General features: G+C 65.4%; 19 protein-coding genes and 2 pseudogenes. 10 read left to right on the top strand and 11 right to left on the bottom strand.

Annotation, left to right across the window (positions count from 1 at the left end):
- The first annotated feature begins 17 nt into the window (after positions 1-17).
- The 6 genes from pstC to phoR all read left to right on the top strand — a co-directional run bounded on the left by pstC (position 18) and on the right by phoR (position 5,694).
- A complete protein-coding gene (gene pstC, locus THIX_RS09690; RefSeq protein ID WP_112486081.1) occupies positions 18-1,025 on the top strand; it encodes a phosphate ABC transporter permease subunit PstC in 1,008 nt (335 codons plus the stop codon).
- Positions 1,026-1,066: 41 nt separating this feature from the next.
- Positions 1,067-1,870, top strand: a complete 804-nt coding sequence (gene pstA / locus THIX_RS09695; RefSeq protein ID WP_256360006.1) for a phosphate ABC transporter permease PstA — start codon at positions 1,067-1,069, stop codon at positions 1,868-1,870.
- Between the two features lie 32 nt (positions 1,871-1,902).
- Positions 1,903-2,715, top strand: coding sequence for a phosphate ABC transporter ATP-binding protein PstB (gene pstB / locus THIX_RS09700; protein WP_112486083.1), 813 nt, complete (start codon positions 1,903-1,905; stop codon positions 2,713-2,715).
- A 13-nt stretch (positions 2,716-2,728) separates the two neighbouring features.
- Complete coding sequence (gene phoU, locus THIX_RS09705; protein WP_112486084.1) at positions 2,729-3,433, top strand: phosphate signaling complex protein PhoU; 705 nt, start codon at positions 2,729-2,731, stop codon at positions 3,431-3,433.
- A gap of 9 nt (positions 3,434-3,442) precedes the next feature.
- Complete coding sequence (phoB, locus tag THIX_RS09710) at positions 3,443-4,177, top strand: phosphate regulon transcriptional regulator PhoB (protein WP_162497982.1); 735 nt, start codon at positions 3,443-3,445, stop codon at positions 4,175-4,177.
- A gap of 143 nt (positions 4,178-4,320) precedes the next feature.
- On the top strand, positions 4,321-5,694 hold the full coding sequence (phoR, locus tag THIX_RS09715; RefSeq protein ID WP_112486086.1) for a phosphate regulon sensor histidine kinase PhoR: 1,374 nt from the start codon (positions 4,321-4,323) through the stop codon (positions 5,692-5,694).
- Here the strand turns inward: phoR and ppk1 are convergent.
- Positions 5,637-7,739 (bottom strand): polyphosphate kinase 1, encoded by a 2,103-nt coding sequence (ppk1, locus tag THIX_RS09720; protein WP_112486087.1) that lies wholly within the window; start codon positions 7,737-7,739, stop codon positions 5,637-5,639. The two genes, phoR and ppk1, sit on opposite strands and share 58 nt — an antisense overlap.
- A gap of 140 nt (positions 7,740-7,879) precedes the next feature.
- Between ppk1 and ppx the strand changes: the two genes are divergently transcribed.
- Positions 7,880-9,406, top strand: a complete 1,527-nt coding sequence (ppx, locus tag THIX_RS09725; RefSeq protein WP_112486088.1) for an exopolyphosphatase — start codon at positions 7,880-7,882, stop codon at positions 9,404-9,406.
- A gap of 26 nt (positions 9,407-9,432) precedes the next feature.
- Here ppx and THIX_RS09730 read toward each other — a convergent pair whose 3' ends face one another.
- The 5 genes from THIX_RS09730 to THIX_RS09740 form a co-directional block, all read right to left on the bottom strand.
- Positions 9,433-10,278, bottom strand: coding sequence for a GNAT family N-acetyltransferase (locus THIX_RS09730; protein ID WP_233224491.1), 846 nt, complete (start codon positions 10,276-10,278; stop codon positions 9,433-9,435).
- Positions 10,279-10,448: 170 nt separating this feature from the next.
- Complete coding sequence (locus THIX_RS24135) at positions 10,449-10,595, bottom strand: hypothetical protein (protein WP_233224492.1); 147 nt, start codon at positions 10,593-10,595, stop codon at positions 10,449-10,451.
- Positions 10,592-11,146 (bottom strand): cupin-like domain-containing protein, encoded by a 555-nt coding sequence (locus THIX_RS24140; protein ID WP_233224493.1) that lies wholly within the window; start codon positions 11,144-11,146, stop codon positions 10,592-10,594. Before THIX_RS24140 ends, THIX_RS24135 begins: the two co-directional genes overlap by 4 nt.
- Positions 11,147-11,167: 21 nt before the next feature.
- Complete coding sequence (locus tag THIX_RS24145) at positions 11,168-11,413, bottom strand: cupin-like domain-containing protein (RefSeq protein ID WP_233224494.1); 246 nt, start codon at positions 11,411-11,413, stop codon at positions 11,168-11,170.
- Positions 11,414-11,595: 182 nt separating this feature from the next.
- Positions 11,596-12,096 (bottom strand): histidine phosphatase family protein, encoded by a 501-nt coding sequence (locus THIX_RS09740; protein WP_112486089.1) that lies wholly within the window; start codon positions 12,094-12,096, stop codon positions 11,596-11,598.
- A 220-nt stretch (positions 12,097-12,316) separates the two neighbouring features.
- Between THIX_RS09740 and THIX_RS09745 the strand changes: the two genes are divergently transcribed.
- Complete coding sequence (locus tag THIX_RS09745; RefSeq protein WP_112486090.1) at positions 12,317-12,556, top strand: YdcH family protein; 240 nt, start codon at positions 12,317-12,319, stop codon at positions 12,554-12,556.
- Between the two features lie 30 nt (positions 12,557-12,586).
- On the opposite strand, the gene THIX_RS09750 is transcribed toward THIX_RS09745, so the two are convergent.
- From THIX_RS09750 to THIX_RS09760, 3 genes are read right to left on the bottom strand one after another with little or no spacing between them, the layout of a single operon-like run.
- Positions 12,587-13,366, bottom strand: coding sequence for a transferase (locus THIX_RS09750; protein WP_112486091.1), 780 nt, complete (start codon positions 13,364-13,366; stop codon positions 12,587-12,589).
- Between the two features lie 22 nt (positions 13,367-13,388).
- Positions 13,389-14,909: a lysine--tRNA ligase gene (gene lysS / locus THIX_RS09755; protein WP_112486092.1), complete on the bottom strand. Its 1,521-nt coding sequence runs from the start codon at positions 14,907-14,909 to the stop codon at positions 13,389-13,391.
- On the bottom strand, positions 14,906-16,417 hold the full coding sequence (locus THIX_RS09760; protein WP_112486093.1) for a phosphoheptose isomerase: 1,512 nt from the start codon (positions 16,415-16,417) through the stop codon (positions 14,906-14,908). Before THIX_RS09760 ends, lysS begins: the two co-directional genes overlap by 4 nt.
- A gap of 412 nt (positions 16,418-16,829) precedes the next feature.
- Here THIX_RS09760 and THIX_RS09765 point away from each other — a divergent pair, with 412 nt between their 5' ends.
- Together THIX_RS09765 and THIX_RS24150 are read left to right on the top strand one after the other, a co-directional pair.
- On the top strand, positions 16,830-17,081 hold the full coding sequence (locus THIX_RS09765) for a type II toxin-antitoxin system RelB/DinJ family antitoxin (protein ID WP_233224736.1): 252 nt from the start codon (positions 16,830-16,832) through the stop codon (positions 17,079-17,081).
- Positions 17,068-17,145, top strand: a pseudogene (locus tag THIX_RS24150) (type II toxin-antitoxin system mRNA interferase toxin, RelE/StbE family); the annotation flags it as partial. The gene THIX_RS09765 and the pseudogene THIX_RS24150, both read left to right, overlap by 14 nt.
- 83 nt (positions 17,146-17,228) lie before the next feature.
- On the opposite strand, the pseudogene THIX_RS24155 reads toward THIX_RS24150, so the two are convergent.
- A pseudogene (locus THIX_RS24155) lies at positions 17,229-17,477 on the bottom strand (helix-turn-helix domain-containing protein); the annotation flags it as partial.
- Entirely contained in the window at positions 17,452-18,705 is a 1,254-nt protein-coding gene (locus tag THIX_RS09780) for a DUF4010 domain-containing protein (protein ID WP_112486095.1), read from the bottom strand. The gene THIX_RS09780 and the pseudogene THIX_RS24155, both read right to left, overlap by 26 nt.
- Positions 18,706-18,719: the final 14 nt, after the last annotated feature.

An 18,719-nucleotide genomic window follows, 5' to 3' on the forward strand; every position in this document is an offset into this window, starting at 1 on the left:
TCAGAAAGAAGCTCGATATGAATGGTTCCGAGGTTGTGGCAAGCGAACAGTTTGAATTGGTTGCAGCTTCGGAGCAGAAATCCGCGGGGAAGAAGAGTTCTTCTTCCGCGGATTTTTTGTTCCGAAAAGGCACGGGTTTCATCGCCTTCATCGTGGCGGCGACGCTGGTTGCAGTCATGATCTCGCTGGTTGTCGAGGGTTGGCAGGCGCTGCACACCTTCGGCTGGAAATTCCTCGTCACCAGCACTTGGGACCCGGTCACCAACGAGTATGGCGCGCTGGTGTTCATCATCGGCACGCTGGTGAGTTCGGCAATTGCGATGGTGATCGCGGTGCCCGTGAGTTTCGGCATCGCCCTGTTCATCTCAGAACTGTCGCCGCGCTGGTTGCGCGGCCCGATTTCGGCCGTCATCGAACTGCTGGCGGCCATTCCAAGCATCATCTACGGCATGTGGGGGCTGCTCGTGTTCGCACCGCGCTTTGCCCAGATCGAGCCCTGGATCAACGACCATCTCGGTGCTATTCCTGGCATTGGCGTGCTATTTCAAGGGCCGCCGATGGGTATTGGTATGCTCTCGGCCGGCATCGTGCTGGCCATCATGATCATTCCATTCATCGCCTCCATCATGCGTGACGTGTTCCTCATCACGCCTGCAGCCTTGAAAGAGTCAGCCTACGCGCTGGGCTCAACGACCTGGGAGGTTGCACGTCACGTTATTCTTCCATTCACCCGCACCGCGGTGACGGGCGGTATTTTTCTGGGTCTCGGCCGCGCTTTGGGTGAGACCATGGCGGTGACCTTCATCATCGGCAACGCCAACAATCTGAGCGCCAGCCTCTTGATGCCTGGCAGTTCGATCGCTTCGGTCATCGCCAACGAATTCACCGAGGCCACGACGAGCTTGTATAAATCCTCGTTGCTGGCGCTCGGTCTGATTCTTTTCGTCATCACCTTCATCGTCCTGGCGCTGGCGAAACTTTTGCTCCTGCGTCTGGAATCCAGTCTTGAGGGCAAGAAGTCATGATGTCGCTCTATGCCCGCCGTCAGTTGATCAACTGGATCAATATGACGATTGCCGTGCTCATGACCATCTTCGGTGTGTTCTGGGTGGTCTGGATACTCTGGACGACTTTGCGCTATGGCTTGCCAGCATTGAATCTGCAGCTTTTCACCCAGGACACGCCGCCGCCCGGGGGCACGGGCGGCGGTCTGCGCAACGCTTTTGTTGGCAGCTTGCTGTTGCTGATGATCGCCGTTGCGATCGGCACGCCGATCGGCGTGTTGGCTGGCACCTGGCTCGGTGAATTCGCCGTCAAGCACAAGCTGGGTGCCGTCGTGCGCTTTCTCAACGACATTTTGCTGAGTGCACCCTCCATCGTCATCGGCCTGTTCGCTTACGCCATTCTGGTCGATCCGTTGGGACACTTCTCGGCCTTTTCCGGTGGCGTGGCGCTGGCCCTGATCCTAATTCCGGTGGTCGTGCGCACGACCGACGAAATGCTGCGCCTGGTCCCCGGCTCATTGCGCGAGGCCGCCATTGCACTGGGCACACCCTATTGGAAAATGGTGACCAAGATTACCTGGAAGGCCGCGTCCACCGGCATTCTTACCGGGGTGATTCTGGGCATCGCACGCATCAGCGGAGAGACCGCACCCTTGCTGTTCACGGCGCTCAACAACCAGTATTTCAGCCTGGACCTCAGTCATCCCATGGCGAACCTGCCTGTCGTCATCTTTCAATTTGCGATGAGCCCCTATAGCAACTGGCAACAAATGGCTTGGGCTGGCGCTTTCGTCGCAGTGGTGTTCATCCTGCTGTTGAGCTTTGGTTCCCGCTGGCTCCTCAATCGAGGCGGGCCGAAAGTCTGAGCGCCGCGTCATTCAACTCTCATGCCACGACCATGCAAACTTCCATTGCTACCAAGCCTGAAAAAGCGAAACTCGCCGAGTTGAGGGATCAGGCGATCAAGATCAAGACCCGCAATTTGAATTTCTACTATGGGAAGTTCAAAGCGGTCAAAGATGTGAATCTCGACATTCCCCAGAATCAGGTGACGGCGTTCATTGGCCCGTCGGGTTGCGGCAAATCGACCTTGCTGCGAATGTTCAATCGCATGTACGAGTTGTATCCAGACCAGCGTGCCGAGGGTGAAATCAATATCGACGGCGAGAACATTCTGACATCGAAAAAGAATGTTTCCCTGATCCGCGCCAAGATCGGCATGGTGTTTCAGAAGCCCACACCGTTTCCCATGTCGATCTACGAGAACATCGCGTTCGGTGTTCGTCTGTATGAAAAACTCAGCCGCGCCGAAATGGACGAGCGCGTGGAAGCCAGCCTGACCAACGCTGGCTTGTGGGACGAAGTGAAAGACAAATTGCAGCAGAACGGCATGAGCCTGTCCGGCGGCCAACAGCAACGCCTGTGCATTGCGCGCGGCATCGCCATCAAACCCGAGGTGCTGCTGCTCGATGAACCCACCTCGGCGCTCGACCCCATTTCCACGGCCAAGGTGGAGGAATTGGTGACCGAGTTGAAAAAAGATTACACGGTCGTCATCGTCACGCACAACATGCAGCAGGCGGCGCGGGTTTCCGATTACACCGCCTACATGTATCTGGGCGAGATGGTCGAGTTTGGCGATACGAATCAGCTTTTCCTGAAACCCAAGCGGCAGGAAACCGAGGACTACATCACCGGCCGATTTGGCTGAACGGAGAGCAATCATGGGCGACAAGCATATTTCCACGCAATTTGATGCCGAGATCAGTTCCATCTCCACCCAAGTGCTGGAGATGGGCGGGCTGGTGGAGTCGCAAATCGCACAGGCGGTGTACGCCCTGCGCCACTTCGACGTCGAGGCTGCGCGCGGCGTGCTGCTCAATGAGAAGCGCGTGAACCAGATGGAGGTGGATATCGATGCCGATGTCACCCAGATCATCGCCAAGCGCCAGCCCACGGCGCGCGACCTGCGCCTGCTGATGGCGATCTCCAAGACCATCACCAACCTGGAGCGTGTCGGCGACGAGGCTGACCGCATCGCCCGCATGGCGCGCGACCTGATCGAGTCGGGCTCGAACCTCGGCATCTCGTTCAACGAAATCACGCGCGAATCCGACCTGGCCATCGCCCAGATTCGCAAGGCGCTCGATGCTTTCGCCCGGCTGGACGAAAAGGCCGCGGTGGAAATCGTGCATGGCGACACCGCCATCGACGACGAGTTCGACTCCTTCATGCGCAAGCTCATCACCTATGTGATGGAAGACCCGCGCAACATCTCGGCCAGTCTGGATCTGGTGTTCATCGCCAAGGCCATCGAGCGCATCGGCGATCACGCCAAGAACATCGCCGAGTTCGTCATCTATGTGGTGCGCGGCACCGATGTGCGCCACAACAAGGACGCTTTCAACGAGGTGGCCAGCTCACTCTGAACCATGACCATGGCCAGCAATATTCTCGTCGTCGAAGATGAACCAGCCATTGCCGAACTGCTGGCGGTCAACCTGCGTCATGCCGGGCACTGCCCGATTCTGGCCGGCAGCGCCGAAGAGGCCTTGCGCCTGATTCGCGACATCCTGCCCGACGTCATGCTGATCGACTGGATGCTGCCCGGCATGTCCGGCCTGGCGCTGGCGCGCGAGTTGCGCCAGGGCACGCGCACCCGCAGCATCCCGCTCATCTTGCTGACCGCCCGCAGCGAAGAGGCCGACACCATCGCCGGGCTCGACGCTGGCGCGGACGACTACATCACCAAGCCATTCTCGCCCAAGGAGTTGCTGGCCCGCATCCGCTCGGTGCTGCGCCGGCGCTCGCCCCAGCTCACCGACGAGCCGGTGCGTGCCGGCGGCCTGGCGTTGGACCCGTCCACGCGCCGCGTCACCTTCACCGGCGGCGCGAGCGAGCAGGACTTGCGCCTGGGACCGACCGAGTTCAAGTTGTTGCATTTCATGATGACCCACCCCGAGCGCGTGCACAGCCGCGGCTCCCTGCTCGACAAGGTTTGGGGCGACCATGTGTTCATCGAGGAGCGCACGGTGGACGTGCATATCAAACGCCTGCGTGAAGCCCTGGCCCCGGTGCATTGCGCCGAGCTGGTGGAGACCGTGCGCGGTGCCGGCTATCGCTTCACGCTGCGGCAAAATGCACCTACGCTGCAACTCGCGCCCGGGGCTTGAGGCCGGTGTATCGGCCGGCATCTGAGGCGCTGTTGCGCGCCCGCGGCGACAGGCCGCAGGATGCCTCGAACCAGCCCCGAACCAAGGCCCGCCGCTGTCCTCGTATCTCCCCACCGTTTGCTCCGCCACCAAGTCCAACCTTCATGCGCGCCGTCATCTTCCGCCTGATCGGTGTGATCGTCCTGATGCTGGTGGGCGCAGGCCTCGTTGGCTGGTGGTTCGGCCCGTTGCCAGCGGCGCTGGTGGCCTGTGCCGTGGCGCTGGTGGTGATCGGCGTCGACACCGCTGCGCAGCTTCGTGTCCTGGCGTGGCTGAAATGGCCGCGGCACGACAACATTCCCACGGCACGTGGCGTCTGGGCCGAGATGCTCTATCGCGCTGCGCGCCAGTTGCGCCTGTGGGAAACCCGCGTGGCGCACGAGGAAGACAAACTCAAGCGCTTCATCGAGGCGCTGCAGGCTTCGCCCAATGGCGTGATCCTGATGGACGCCAGCGACCAGATCGACTGGTGCAACGATACCGCGGCAGCACATTTCGGACTGGACCCGAAACGCGACCTGCGCCAGCACGCCGTGCACCTGATCCGCAACCCCGAGTTCTTCGCTTACATGGGCGCCAAGCGCTTCGACGAGCCGCTGCTCATGCGCCGCAACGGCAGCTATGGCCCCTTGCTGCTGAGCGTGCAGATCATCCCTTATGGCGAGGGCGAGAAGCTGCTGCTGTCGCGCGACGTCACCCAGGTCGAGCGCACCGAGGCCATGCGGCGCGACTTCGTCGCCAACGTCTCGCACGAAATCAAGACGCCGCTCACCGTCATCGCCGGTTTCGTCGAATCCTTGCGCGCCCTGGAGTTTTCAATCGAGGAGCGCGACCACATCCTCGGGCTGATGCAGGAACAGTCCGACCGCATGCGCCATCTGGTCGACGACCTGCTGACCCTGGCGCACCTGGAAGGCGACCCGCATCAACCGGCCGAGGAACGCATGGACATGCGGCAGATGGTCGAGCGGCTGGCAGCCGATGCACGCGCGCTGTCGGCCGGGCGCCATCGCATCGAGGCCAGCGCCGACGCGGGCGGTTTGCGCGGCGCGCGCACCGAACTCACCAGCGCATTCGGCAATCTGGTGAGCAATGCCGTGCGCTACACCCCGCCGGGTGGCGAGGTGCGCATCACCTGGCGCGTGCTGCATCCGGACTACGGCGACCCCTACGCCGAGTTCAGCGTCAGCGACACAGGCATCGGCATTGCGCCGGAACATATTCCCCGCCTGACCGAGCGCTTCTACCGCGTGGACCGCGGGCGCTCGCGCGAATCCGGCGGCACCGGGCTGGGGCTGGCCATCGTCAAGCATGCGCTGCTGCGGCACCAGTCCGAGCTGCGCATCAGCAGCCAACCCGGGTTGGGCAGCACCTTCAGCGTGCGTTTTCCGCTGGCGCGGCTGGATCTGGCCAAGCCAGGTCAGGCAGCTGGAGCGCCGGATGCGCCTCGGGCCGACCGCGAGTCGATCAGCGCCTGATGGCTGCCGCAGCCCGTGCGACCACCGCGCGGACGCTTCCACGAGCCTTGCGCGTTCATGTCCCAGGCGTTGCCCGGGCATTTCCAGTGCACCTTCAAACCTTCGGCGATGACCTTGCGCTTGGCCTTGGGGTCCAGCACGGGGGTGGCGATTTCAACCCGGCGGAACAGGTTGCGCTCCATCCAGTCGGCCGATGAAATCCACACGTCTTCCTTGCCGCCGTTGAAAAAATAGAACACCCGCGAATGCTCCAGGAAGCGGCCGATGATGGAGCGCACGCGTATGGTTTCCGACAGCCCCGGCACGCCCGGCCGCAGCATGCAGGGCCCGCGCACCAGCAGGCGAATTTCAACGCCGGCCTGCGAAGCCTTGTACAACTCCTCGATCACCGTGGGCTCCAGCAGCGCATTCACCCGCGCCCAGATGCGCGCCCGCTTGCCCGTTCTGGCGATGCGGGCCTCGTTGCGGATGGCTTTGAGCAGGTTGTCCAAGAGCGAGAACGGCGACTGCCACAGACGCTTGAGCGGTTCGAACTGCGATGAGCCGGTGATTTCCAGGAACACCTGGTTGACGTCGGCGCAAATGGCCTCGTCGGCCGTCATCAGGCCGAAATCGGTGTAGAGGCTGGCGGTGCGAATGTGGTAATTGCCGGTGCTCACATGCACGTAGCGGCACAACTGCGGCGAGCGCCGGCCGCGCTTCTCGCGCCGCACCACCATCAGCATCTTGGCATGGCATTTGAAGCCCACCACGCCGTACACCACATGCGCGCCTTCCGCCTCCAGGCGCGCGGCCCAGTTGATGTTGGTTTCCTCGTCGAGCCGCGCCATCAGCTCCAGCACCACGGTCACTTCCTTGCCGTTGCGGGCGCCTTCGATCAGGGCCTCCATCAGCGCCGAGTTGTGGCCGGCGCGGTAAATGGTCTGCTTGATGGCCAGCACGTCGGGGTCGCGCGCGGCGGCGCGCACCAGGTCCACCACCGGGGCGAACTCGTCGTAGGGATGGTGCAGCAGCACGTCGGCGGCGCGAATGCGATCGAAGACCTCGGCACCGGCCCCCGGCCAATGCGGGATGGGGGACGGTGTGTGCGGGATGTATTTCAGCGTCGGCTCGGCCACCATGTCGATGACGGTTTGCAGGCGCATCAAATTCACCGGCCCGTCCACCGGATAGCAGTCCTCAGGCTTCAGCCCGTTCTCGCGCATCAGCCGCTCCACCAGGGGCTGCGGGCAGCCGGCGGCAACCTCCAGGCGCACGGCGTCGCCGTAATGGCGGGCCCGGAGTTCGCCCTGCAGGGCGGTGCGCAGATTGGTGATTTCGTCATCGTCGACGAACAGTTCGCTGTTGCGCGTGACGCGGAACTGGTGCACGCCAAGCACGCTCAAGCCTCTGAACAGATCACCGGCGAAAGCCTGCATCAGCGACGACAGCAGCACGAAGCTGTAGCGGTGCTGGCCCACCTCCTGCGGCATCGCCAGCACCCGGGGCAGGGCGCGCGGCGCCTGGATGATGCCGAGGTCGACATTGCGGCCGAAGGCATCGGTGCCGTCCAGCAGCAGGGCGAAGTTCAGGCTTTTGTTCAGCACCTTGGGGAAGGGGTGCGCCGGGTCGAGGCCGATGGGGGTGAGCACGGGCATCACCTCGCGCTCGAAATAGCTGCGCGCCCAATGCTGTTGCGCCGGCGTCCATTCGCCGCTGGTGACGAAGCGTATGCCCACCGATTGCAGCAGGGGATAGATGCCTTGTTGCAGCACACGGTACTTCTCGGCGACCAGGGCGTGCGCCTCCTCCGCGACGAGTTGCAGCGCATCGATCACGCGCAGCCCGTCGGGCGTCATGCTGTTGGCGTCGTGCTCCAGCAGATCTTGCAGTTGCGCCACGCGGGTCTCGAAGAATTCGTCCATGTTCGACGAGACGATGCACAGATAGCGCAGGCGTTCCAGCGGCGGGATGGCTGCATCCTGAGCCTGCGCCAGCACCCTGCGGTTGAAGGCGAGAATGCCGAGTTCGCGGTTGAGCAGTCGTGGATCGGGGTGGTCGGGCATGTGCGGAGCAAGACGAGGCGAGGGTTTGCCGGGCCGGGCAGGACGAAAACAAGAAGACTAGCGCTTAGGATGTCATTCTTTGATGAAATCAGCATGACAGCTTCAAATGCCTGTCATTTTCCGGTATTGCAATCGCCCCCATGTCCCTGAACATTCAACACTTGGCAGCGGTCGATCTCGGCTCCAACAGTTTTCGCATGCTGGTGGGCAAGGCCAGCGAGAACAGCCACGGCGCACAGATCTATCCGCTGGATTCGTTGCGCGAACCGGTGCGCCTGGGCGCGGGGCTGGATGCGAACAAGAACCTCACCGAAGAGTCGCAACAGCGCGCCCTGGTCACGCTCAGCCGCTTCGGCGAGCGCCTGCGCCAGTTCCAGCCGGAGCGGGTGCGCGCCGTGGCCACCAACGCGGTGCGGGTGGCGAAGAACGCCCATGTGTTTCTGGAGCGCGCGCAAGCGGCCCTGGGATTTCCCATCGAGGTCATCGCCGGGCGCGAGGAGGCGCGGCTGGTCTATATCGGCGCGGCGCATTCGGTGGCACCCGCGGCGGGCAACCGGCTGGTGGTGGACATCGGCGGCGGTTCCACGGAATTCATCATCGGCCAGGGCCATGAGCCCCGGTTGATGGAGTCGCTCTACATCGGCTGCGTCTCCATGAGCCGCGATTTCTTCCCCGGCGGACTGGTGGACGAGCAGCGCATGAAGGCCGCCGAACTGGCCGCCCGGCGCGAGGTGCAAATCATCGCGAGCGCCTTCCGCAAAACCGGCTGGACCAACGCCGTTGGCTCCAGCGGCACGGCGCGGGCGCTGGCCGACATCCTGGTCGGCAACCAGCTCAATCCGCATGGGCAGTCGCTCGGCATCACCCGCGCCGGCCTGCGCGAGTTGCGCAAAATCTATGTGCGTGCCGGCAACCTTGAAACCCTGAAGATGGTCGGTCTCAAGTCCGACCGCATTGCCGTGGCGCCGGGCGGCCTGGCCATCATGCTCGGGGTGTTCGAGGAACTCGGCATCAAGGACATGGAAGCCACCGACGCCGGCTTGCGCCTGGGGGTGCTGTACGACCTGCTGGGCCGCGAGCAGCAGCAGGACATGCGCGAACTCACCGTGCAGCAGTTCATGCAGCGATACGCCGTGGACGTGAAACAGGCCGGGCGTGTGGAGGAGCAGGCTCTGGCGCTGTTCCTGCAGCTCAACCCGGAAGCGACCTCGACCCAGCAGCAAACGTTGCGCTGGGCGGCCGTACTGCACGAGGTGGGGCTGTCCATTTCCCACAGCGCGTATCACAAGCATTCGGCCTATATCGTGGCCAATGCCGACATGCCCGGTTTTTCCCGCAGCGAGCAGGCGACCATGGCCGACATGGTGCTGAGCCACGGCGGCAAGCTGAAGAAGCTCGGCGGCCTGGACACCATCAACCTGGACCTGCGCGCCGTGCTGGCGCTGCGTCTGGCCGTGCTCATGGCGCGCAATCGCCACGATGTCGAACCCGGTGGCCTGCGGCTGCTGCCGGGCGCGGGCAAGAGCGGTGTGCTGGGCGCGCGCATCGAGGCCAGCGCACGTTGGTTGAAAGCCTCGCCGTTGACGCAGTACAGCCTGGAGCAGGAAGTTGCGGAATGGCAGCGCGCCGGCGTCGAACTGCAACTCGACACCGTTGCGACGGCTTGATGTCAGCGCGCGGCGGCCACGCCCGCTCAGGCTTCTGCGGCACTCAGGAAATGGCGCGCATAGCGTGGGTTCACATCGGCCAGTCGCATCAGCAAAGGGAAGTCGGCGGTGTTGAAGTCCGGGTCCCAGGCGGGCGCGCCGCAGATCCTTGCCCCCACCCGCAAATAGCCTTTGAGCAGCGGCGGGGCTTCGGCCGGCAAATCCTGCCGCAGGCTACCCACCGGCAGCGGCAGGCGCGGTTGCATGTGATCCTCCACCGCTGCCAGATGGGTCTTGCGCAGCCGCGCCCAGAGGCTGGCGGCGTAATGCCCGCCGTCGCGCATGGACACACTGGCGCAGCCGATCATCGCGTCCAGCCCGTTGCTTTGCATGTAATGCGCCAAGCCGGCCCACAACGCCATGATGACGGCGCCGCTGCGGTAGCCCTGGTGCACGCAGGAGCGTCCCAGTTCCAGCAGGCGCGGGCGCAGGTGGACCAGACGGGTGATGTCGAACTCGGTCTCTGAATACAGTCCGCCCACGCGTTGGGCCTGGTGCGGCGGCAGCACGCGGTAAGTGCCCACCAGCAAGCCCTCGGCGTTGCGCACCAGCAGGTGGTCGCAATAAGGGTCGAAGATGTCGATGTCGAAACCGGGCGAAGGCGTGGCGATGCGCGCCCCAAGTTCTTCAGCGAACACTTTCCAGCGCAGCCGCTGGGCTTCGCGCACCTCGTGCGGCTGGCGCGCCCAGGCCATGGTCAGGCCTGCGCAGCCGGCAGCGTGCTCGGCGCCCGCAGCAGTTCTGCGCGCGGCATGGCCCTGGCTTCTCCCATGGGCCAATGCGGGTTCGTGAAAGGCCAGTGCGCTCGGCCCGATTTCTTGGTGTTTGTGCATCGATGGCTCCTGTTCCTATCGATACGATACGAACAGGATGTGACGGTTCGATGATGGTCACATGACGTTGTGATGACACGTTTCAGACGCGTCGTTCACCAGGCTGCCCCAGCCTGTCGGAGCCGGCGCACAGCGTCGTGCGAGAGGCCGGGATGCAGCCTCTTGCGGCCTCAGGCCGTGGGAACGCGGACGTTCAACGGCCGTGCCGAAGGCCCGGGGCTGACTTCGGCGGAGATGGGTGCGAGCTTGGCCGGAAAGACAAGGGCGCGGGCCAGGCCTGGAGCTGCCGTTTGCAGGTTCTTCATCGCGCGCATCACGGCGCCGGCGCTCTCCAGATCCGATGGCCGCGTTTGAGCAGGCGCTTGAATGGTCGGCCTTCCGGGGTGGCGCAGACGTCGCGCACGAAACCGGGCCAATTCGAGCGGTCCATGATGGCGGTGCAAATCGAAATGGAGACGGAAAACGGCCGCGCCGCGCGCCACCAGCCCATGGGGATGAAAATCATCCGCACCGGTTTGAGCGCGGTGTGGTGTGGCGAGGCTTGCGCCATGAGCGGAAAGCGCTGCAGATCGGGCTCGTGCGGCTGGTCGATTTGCGACAGGCTGGTCTGCACCGGCGAGGGGTGGAGATAGGGCGTGTCCTCGGGCGGGAACAGGGAATACTCCCTCTCGCCATAGATTTCGGTGATCTGCGCATGGGCGTGTTCCAGGTCGTCGTGCATTACCGGGAACTTGCTGCCGGGCCCGCCCATCAGCAGTTTGAGGAAACCGTCGGGGCGCCTCCAGCGCTCAGGCATCAAGGGGCTGACATGGCGCAGCGGAAAGCCGTAGACGTTCTGCGGGATGAGGTCGGGCAGCAACTCGGGCAAGTGCTCGTGGAAGAACCGCCGCTACAAACAGGGGCCGGGGCGCTGCTCGCTGGAGGCCGGCACGGCGTCGGCAAAATCGGCGAAGACCATGCGCTTGGTGTACGACACCTGGACCTGATGCTGGCCGAAGTGCTGCTTGAAATAGTGCGGCGTCCATTTTTGCAACGCGGGCCAGGCGGTCACGGCGTTGTCGATGACCACGGGCCGGTTGGCGCGCAGGTCATGCCGGAAAAAATCGGCATAGGGCAAGTCGCTGGCGCGCACCACGTCCAGGGCTCTCTGGGAGCGGCCGGGTTGGCGCTCGGCGCCACGCCAGGCAATTCAGGCATGGCGCCTGCGCGCTGCATGGGGAGGAAAGCCATGGCTGACCTTTCGTCGTCACGAAGCCTGCGCCGTGATGCCCAAGTGGGCACTGTGAGGCGGAGGCGAAGTGCCGAGGGTCGCTCGCCTCAATCCAGCAGATCGGCGCTGATGCAGGCGCGCAGCATGCGGGCGGAGGCGCTTTCGCGCTGGCGCTCGGCCACCCAGACGAGCCCGCTCTTGCGCAGGCTGAAGGCTTGCTCGCAACCGCTGAGCCAGCGCAACGCGGCGCTGCCCATGGTGGGCTGGTGGCCGCACAGCACCAGGGCGCTGTGGGCGTCGTCGTGATCGGCGATCACGGCCAACAGATCGTCCACACCACAGTCGGGCGCCAGGCGCGGTTCGTCCACCGGGTAGTCCACCAGCGCCATCGCCGTCTGTCGTGCGCGCAGTGCGGGGCTGGCGCACACCACCCAGGGTTTGGGTACATGGGCCTTGATCCATGCGGCCACACGGCTGGCGTCGCGTCGGCCCTGGCGGGTGAGGGCGCGGCGCAGATCAGCCTGGTCGGCGGCCTTGGCATCAGCGTCAGCGTCGATGTCTTCGGCTTCGGCATGGCGCCAGAAAATCACATGCAGGGGTGGACTCATCAGGGCGGCCTCGCTCGGTCGTGTGTACGGCAGGTCTCGCCGGTGCTCGGCGATGCTCTGACTTTACCCAAGATTTGTGACAGCGCGACAAGCTGGCAGAAGTATGCTGATGTGCGCCACGGCTTGCACTCGGCTGCGCCCAAGGGCGAGCATGCAATGCTGCGGTCAGGCCGGGGTGGACAGGCCCTAAGATCGGCAGACGGACAACCTGGAGCCCGCCATGTGGATGGATCACCATGATTTGCTGCGCGAATTTCCCGAGGAGGCGAAAGCCATCGTCGCCCTGCGGGAACGCAATGGCCATTTCGACGCGCGGTGTGCGCGTTTCGATGCGGTGAGCGCGGAAATCGTGCGCATCGAGCGCGGCAAGGAATCGGCCGGCGATGCGCAGCTTCACACGCTGCGGCTGGATCGGCTCAAGCTCAAGGATGAGATCGTGGCCCTGCTGCGCCAGGGTTGAAGCCGCGGTCGCGCAAAGACGATCGCCCGGTCAAAGCGTGGCGGGTTCGCGCAACGCGCTCGCCTTGGGTGTCATGGCCAGGGCCTGCGCCAATTTGGCGGCGCTGCTGCTCAGGTCCACCGCATGCCTGGCCGAGAGTTGGCGGGCGCGCTCGTGCAACTCGGCTGCGCATGGCATGGCGGCCTGCTTGCTGGCCAGAGCAATGGTGTTTTCGCCGTCCTCCGCCAGGATGGCGGCGACATGGTCGCCGAAGCTCTGACGCAGCCGTTGCACCAGAACGGCACGCAGGCTGTCCTTGGCCCAGATGTTCGACACCAGCACACCGCCGGGCTGCAGCGCGGCGGCACAGTCGTCGAAGAAGGCCTGGCTGCACAACGCGGGCGGCAGTCCGTCGGCGTCGAAGCCGTCGAGCATGAGGACGTCGCAGCAAGCCGGGTTGTCATGCAGCCAGGCGGCGCCGTCGATGCACAGCACCTGCAGCCGGTCGTCGTCGGGCGGGATGGCGAACAAGTCGCGCATGGCGATGACCTCGGGGCTGATTTCCAGCGCCGTGAATCGGGTGTGGCGCAGATGGGCGTGGCAGTATTTCGCCAGCGAGCCGCCACCCAGACCCAGCATGACGATATGCCTGGGTTCGGGCGCCAGCAGCAGGAAGGCCATCATGCCGCGGGTGTAGTCCAGCACCAGTTTGTCGGGTGTGGCCACACGCATGCGGCTTTGCACCGTGGCCATGCCGAAGTGCAGCGAAACTTCGCCGCGCTCCTGGCAGATGAAGGGCTGGCCGGCGGGCCTCTGGCGCAAACGTTTCATGGCGGCGGCTGCAACTTCGCGTTCAGCCGGCCTGGCGGCGCAAGGCTGGGAACAGGATGACGTCGCGAATGCTCGGGGCGTCGGTCAGCAGCATCACCAGCCGGTCGATGCCGATGCCGCAGCCGCCCGCGGGCGGCATGCCCACTTCGAGCGCGCGGATGTAGTCGGCGTCGTAATACATCGCTTCCTCGTCGCCGGCGTCCTTGTTCGCCACCTGGGCGGCGAAGCGCGCGGCCTGGTCCTCGGGGTCGTTGAGTTCGGAAAAGCCGTTGGCGATCTCGCGCCCGGTGGCGAACAGCTCGAAGCGCTCGGTGATGCCGGGGTCGGCATCGCTGGCGCGCGCCAGCGGCGAGACCTCGACCGGATGGTCGACGATGAAGGTGGGCTGCCAGAGCTGTGCTTCCACCACCGCCTCGAACAGGCCGAATTGCAGTTCGGCCAGGCTCCAGTGTGCCGGGGCTTTTTCGCCGGCGGCCTGGATGCGCTCGCGCAGCACGGCGGGATCAGCGGCTTCGGCCAGGCTGAGCCCGGCGGCTTGCACCAGCGAATCGCGCACGCTCATGCGGGCGAAGGGCGATTCGAGATCGACCTCGCGGCCCTGGTAGGGCAGGCGCGCGGTGCCGCAGGCGCGAATGGCGGCCTGGCGGATGAGCGCTTCGGTGTAGTCCATCATGTCGCGGTGGTTCCAGTACGCGGCGTAGAACTCCATCATGGTGAACTCGGGGTTGTGGCGCACCGAGATGCCTTCGTTGCGGAAGTTGCGGTTGATCTCGAACACGCGCTCGAAGCCGCCGACCAGCAGGCGTTTGAGGTAGAGCTCGGGCGCGATGCGCAGGAACATCTGCTGGTCCAGCGCGTTGTGGTGGGTGGCGAAGGGCTTGGCGTTGGCGCCGCCCGGAATCGGGTGCAGCATGGGCGTTTCCACCTCGACGAAACCGGCCTCTTCCATTTCGTGGCGCAGCGCCGAGACGATCTGGCCGCGCCGCACGAAGCGCTGGCGCGACTCGGGGGTGACCACGAGGTCCACATAGCGTTGGCGGTAGCGGGTTTCCACGTCTTCCAGGCCGTGGAACTTGTCCGGCAGGGGCTGCAGATTTTTCGCCAGCAGGCGCACGCTGCCGGCCTGCACGGTGAGTTCGCCGGTACGGGTCTTGAACAGCAGCCCCTCGCAGCCGAGGATGTCGCCCAGGTCGAAATGCTTGAACGCCGCGTGGCCGGACTCCCCGGCGTGGTCGTTGGTGACGTAGATCTGCATGCGGCCGCTGCCGTCCTGCAGGGTGCCGAAGCTGGCCTTGCCCATCACGCGCTTGAGCATCAGGCGCCCGGCAATCTTGACCCGCACGGCCTGGGCCTGCAGGATTTCGGCGTCCATCGCGCCGTATTCGGCATGCAGGTCGGCCGCCTGTGCGTCGGGCTTGAAGTCGTTCGGGTAGGCGGTTCCCTGGGCGCGCAGCGCCGCGAGCTTCTGCCGCCGCTCGGCCAGGAGTGTGCTGTGTCCGCCCTGACTCGCGTCGGCCGGGCTGTCGTTCTTGTCGGAAGTCATGCGTATTGTTCTCGTAGATAGTGCAATGAAGCCGCGGTTTCCGCGCTCAGTCCTTGGGCGTCCTGCGCCAGCAGGGCATGTTCGATGCGCGCCGCCAGGGTCTTGCCGAGTTCAACGCCCCACTGGTCGAAGGGGTTGATGCCGTACAGCCAGCCCTCCACCACGGTGCGGTGTTCATACAGCGCCAGCAGCGCGCCCAGGTGATAGGCCGAAAGCTGCTCCATCCAGATGAAGGTGGACGGCCTGCCTCCCGGACAGGCGCGGTGGCGCGCGGCGCGCGCGGCAGCTTCGGGCGGCATGCCCTGGGCCATCAGCTCGGTCTGCCAGCTCGATGCGTCCTTGCCGTTCCACAAGGCGTCGGCCTGGCCCAGGGCGTTCGCCAGCAGGGCCAGATGCTCGGGCAGGCGCGCATGCCAGGGCCGCACCACGGCGACGATTTCGTGGAACACCGGCACCGCGGCCTGGTGCAGGAGCTGGAAGTAGGTGTGCTGCACCGGCGTGCCCACGCCGCTGATGACCGCCGGCCCGCTGACATGCACCGGCAGCAGCCCGTCGGCGCTGGTGGACTTGCCCAGCGACTCCATGAGCAGTTGCTGCAGGTACAGCGGCATGTGGGAGAAGGCGTCGCCGTACAGTCCGATGGACAGCAGAGGCAGGCCGAAGCGCACGCGATACGCATGCGACAGCCCTGCGAGCAGCCCTGGCGCGCTCCGGTCCAGCGGCGTCGTCAGGAAATGCTCGTCCATCGCGCGGGCGCCGGCATGCAGTCGTTCCACGGTGTCGCGGCCAAAGGCCAGCAGCAGCACCAGTCCATGCGCGCTCCACACCGAGAAGCGTCCGCCGATCTCGGGCAGGGTGCGGAACACCTGCTCGGCGGGCATGCCGAAGCGCTCCTGGGCCAGGTCGGCATTGGAGGTCAGCGCGACAAGCCGGCTGCGGGCGGTCTCGGCGCCCAGGTGGCTCGACAGCCAGCGTATGGTCTCGGTGGCATTGCGCATGACCTCCTGGGTGCGGAAGGACTTGCTGTTGATCAGCACCCAGGTGCGGGCCGGATTGGCGGCGCCCAAGGCCGCGTCCAGCGTCGCGCCGTCCAGGTTCGCCACCCAATGGACGCGGCAGCGCGGCGCCTGTTGCACCGACAGGGCGGTGAACAGCGCCAGCATGGGGGTTTCGGAACCGCCCGCGCCGAGGTGGATGATGTCCAGCGGCGCGTTTCCTGCGCCATCGCCCACAAGGCGCTCGGCCCAGTCGGCCATGCGCGCGTGTTCGGCATGCAGGAAGTCGGTCGCCGCTTGTGCCGCGGCATCGCCACCCTTGGCGCCCAGGCGCGAGAGCAGATGCCAGGCCGGCCGGCCCTCGCTGCCGTTGAGCACGATATTGCTCACCAGGTCGGTCGGGCAGTGGGGCAAGGCCGCCAAGGTCGTGCGTGCCGTGGCCAGCGCCTGAGCGCCGTGACGGGCGAATTCCAGGCGCAGCCCTGAGGTGTCGATGGTGGTGGGCAATGGCATGTTGTCAGGGGCGTCCGTGAACGCCTGTGCTTACCCCACGCGTGGCGATGGGCTGGACGATGGTTTGCGACAGGATGGCGATGGCGCAGGCGCCTTGCCCGGCCGCGCGGGTTCTTTCTGGATGAGGCTGCAGCCGCTCGATTCTATCGATCCACCGTCCTGGAAATCTCTTGGCTCTTCGGAGAACAGTGCAGTGCGGGAATGCGTCCCTGCCCGTGCCGATTGAGATTTCCGGAATGGGCGGCAGACTCGAGGCGGCGCACAAAGCTCCCCCTCCCCACCCCACCCCTCCCCATGCATGGGGAGGGGTGGGGTTCGGACTCCCACGGATTTGGCAAACATCCATAGGGCCTGCTGAAATGCTCCTGGTGTGGGATGGCTTGGATTCGTGCGCGGGAGAGGCCGGACAAACCTGCAGGCGTCAGGCACCCGCCTCGCCGATGAACCGGCATGTGCAGCCGATGCGCTGAGCGCAATGGGTCTGTCCATCGCGGACGCGATTCGATTGCTGATGCCGTGCGTCGCAGATGAGCGGCGCCTGCCTTTCGAGGTCAAGGTTCCGAACGCGACCACGCGCAAGGCCATGGCAGAGCTCGGATCGGGTCGAGGCAAGCGGTTCGCTAGCGTGGACGACCTGATGCAGGACTTGCATGCGGGTGATTGAGCGCTTGTCCGCTTTCAAGCGCGACGACAAGCGCGAGGCCAAGGGACAGCGCCGCGCGAACTTGATCCCGTCGATGCCCGGGTACTCGGGCGACTCGAAGCGAAGGATGTTGATCGCCTCGGCGCGGCGGCCGTAGAAGATGTTGCGCACGGTTTTCTCATGAACACCATACTCCCGCGCAAGGTCCGAGAACGTGCGCTCCAGAGAGAGGGTGGCGATGCGATCGACAAAGCGCTTGCGCGCACGGCGGTCGTCGCCGATCCAGTCCAAAGGATGCAGGAACGTGCCGCCGCAGCCCGCGCGCTTCCAGCGCTTGCGCGCGAGGTGGATGCAAGTGAACTTGCCATGGAATGGCCGAGGAGCCAATTTCTTAAAGGGGCAGAGGCACGAGCACACCCAGCCAGAGCAGGGCGAGCAGACCGGCCTGCGAAACCGCCATGGTCCAGCCGAATGTGCCGTCGCCGCCGAGAAATCCGGCGAAGACCTTGCTGACGGCGTTGCAACTGACCGCGGCGGCCATGGCCGTGAGGGCCAGCGTGTCGGACAGCAGTCCGCTCGCCGCAAGCTGGGCCGCGGAGGCCGACGCCGCATGCGCGTCGGCAAAGCCGGCCAGGCCCAGGGCGAGCACCACGCCCTGCGCTCCGAACACGGCGATGGCTTGCCTGGCCAGCAGCAGGAGCAGGGACAGCAGCAGCGCGAACAGCAGGGCGCTGCGCGGATTGAACGGGCGTTGCGACAGCCATGCGTCCTGCCCGCCGGCGCCGGCCTCGGGGACTTTCCATCCCAGCGCCCAAAGCGCCGCGACGGCGGCTCCCGCCCCATAAGCCAGCAGCGCCGGCCAGAACCGGGGCAGCAGCCCGGCGTCGAGGACGCCGACGATCACGGCCAGCTCGATGACCGTGGCCAGATTGGAAAGCTGCGCGGCGCCAAGGCAGGCTGCGCGCAGATCGGGCTGTTCGCGGGCGCGCTGCGCCATGCCGGCGATGGTCGCCGTGCTGGAGACGAAGCCTCCCGCCAGACCCGCCAGGGCCAGCCCGCGCGACCTGCCGAACCTGCGCATGGCCAGATGCCCCAGGGTCTGCACCAGCATCAGCAGCACCGCGAGCAGCCATAGCGCATGCGGATTCAGCCCGGCCAGCCAGGGCAGCGGGCGATTCGGCAGCAGCGGCAGCACCACGAGCACCGCCGCGGCCAGCAGCAGGCCATGCGTGATTTCCGGCTCGGTGAGCACGCTGCGGACGAAGCCATGCAGTTGGGGTTTGGCCCACAGGACCAGGGACACCAGCACCGCGAGCCCGGCGGCAAGCGCGGGAGCCCGCATCGCCAGCGCGCCCAGCAGCAGGGTCAGCAGCAGCGCCAGTTCGGTGGTCAGGCCCGGGTCCTGGACGCGCGTTTGCACGTAGCCGGCGTAGCTGTGCAGCGCCACGGCGACCAGCGTCACGCCCAGGGCCGCGGGGCCCAGCGTGCCGGCCACGGCGCCCGCCAGCGCCGCGAGCAGGAAACTGCGCATGCCTGCGGGGCTTTGCTCTGCCGCGTTCTGGCTGCGTTCGCGCTCGATGCCGATGAGCAGCCCGGCTCCGATGGCGGCGGCCCAGCCCGAGAGTTGCCATGCGCTGCTGTCCATGCGCGGATTGTGCC

This window comes from Thiomonas sp. X19 (genome assembly GCF_900089495.1).
Lineage (GTDB): Bacteria > Pseudomonadota > Gammaproteobacteria > Burkholderiales > Burkholderiaceae_C > Thiomonas_A.

What these genes read in the sequence shown, in the direction of transcription:
- pstC (WP_112486081.1), top strand. Translation starts at nt 18, where the DNA reads ATGAATGGTTCCGAGGTTGTGGCAAGCGAACAGTTTGAATTGGTTGCA.
- pstA (WP_256360006.1), top strand. Translation starts at nt 1,067, where the DNA reads ATGACGATTGCCGTGCTCATGACCATCTTCGGTGTGTTCTGGGTGGTC.
- pstB (WP_112486083.1), top strand. Translation starts at nt 1,903, where the DNA reads ATGCAAACTTCCATTGCTACCAAGCCTGAAAAAGCGAAACTCGCCGAG.
- phoU (WP_112486084.1), top strand. Translation starts at nt 2,729, where the DNA reads ATGGGCGACAAGCATATTTCCACGCAATTTGATGCCGAGATCAGTTCC.
- phoB (WP_162497982.1), top strand. Translation starts at nt 3,443, where the DNA reads ATGGCCAGCAATATTCTCGTCGTCGAAGATGAACCAGCCATTGCCGAA.
- phoR (WP_112486086.1), top strand. Translation starts at nt 4,321, where the DNA reads ATGCGCGCCGTCATCTTCCGCCTGATCGGTGTGATCGTCCTGATGCTG.
- ppk1 (WP_112486087.1), bottom strand. Translation starts at nt 7,739, where the DNA reads ATGCCCGACCACCCCGATCCACGACTGCTCAACCGCGAACTCGGCATT.
- ppx (WP_112486088.1), top strand. Translation starts at nt 7,880, where the DNA reads ATGTCCCTGAACATTCAACACTTGGCAGCGGTCGATCTCGGCTCCAAC.
- THIX_RS09730 (WP_233224491.1), bottom strand. Translation starts at nt 10,278, where the DNA reads ATGCACAAACACCAAGAAATCGGGCCGAGCGCACTGGCCTTTCACGAA.
- THIX_RS09740 (WP_112486089.1), bottom strand. Translation starts at nt 12,096, where the DNA reads ATGAGTCCACCCCTGCATGTGATTTTCTGGCGCCATGCCGAAGCCGAA.
- THIX_RS09745 (WP_112486090.1), top strand. Translation starts at nt 12,317, where the DNA reads ATGTGGATGGATCACCATGATTTGCTGCGCGAATTTCCCGAGGAGGCG.
- THIX_RS09750 (WP_112486091.1), bottom strand. Translation starts at nt 13,366, where the DNA reads ATGAAACGTTTGCGCCAGAGGCCCGCCGGCCAGCCCTTCATCTGCCAG.
- lysS (WP_112486092.1), bottom strand. Translation starts at nt 14,909, where the DNA reads ATGACTTCCGACAAGAACGACAGCCCGGCCGACGCGAGTCAGGGCGGA.
- THIX_RS09760 (WP_112486093.1), bottom strand. Translation starts at nt 16,417, where the DNA reads ATGCCATTGCCCACCACCATCGACACCTCAGGGCTGCGCCTGGAATTC.
- THIX_RS09780 (WP_112486095.1), bottom strand. Translation starts at nt 18,705, where the DNA reads ATGGACAGCAGCGCATGGCAACTCTCGGGCTGGGCCGCCGCCATCGGA.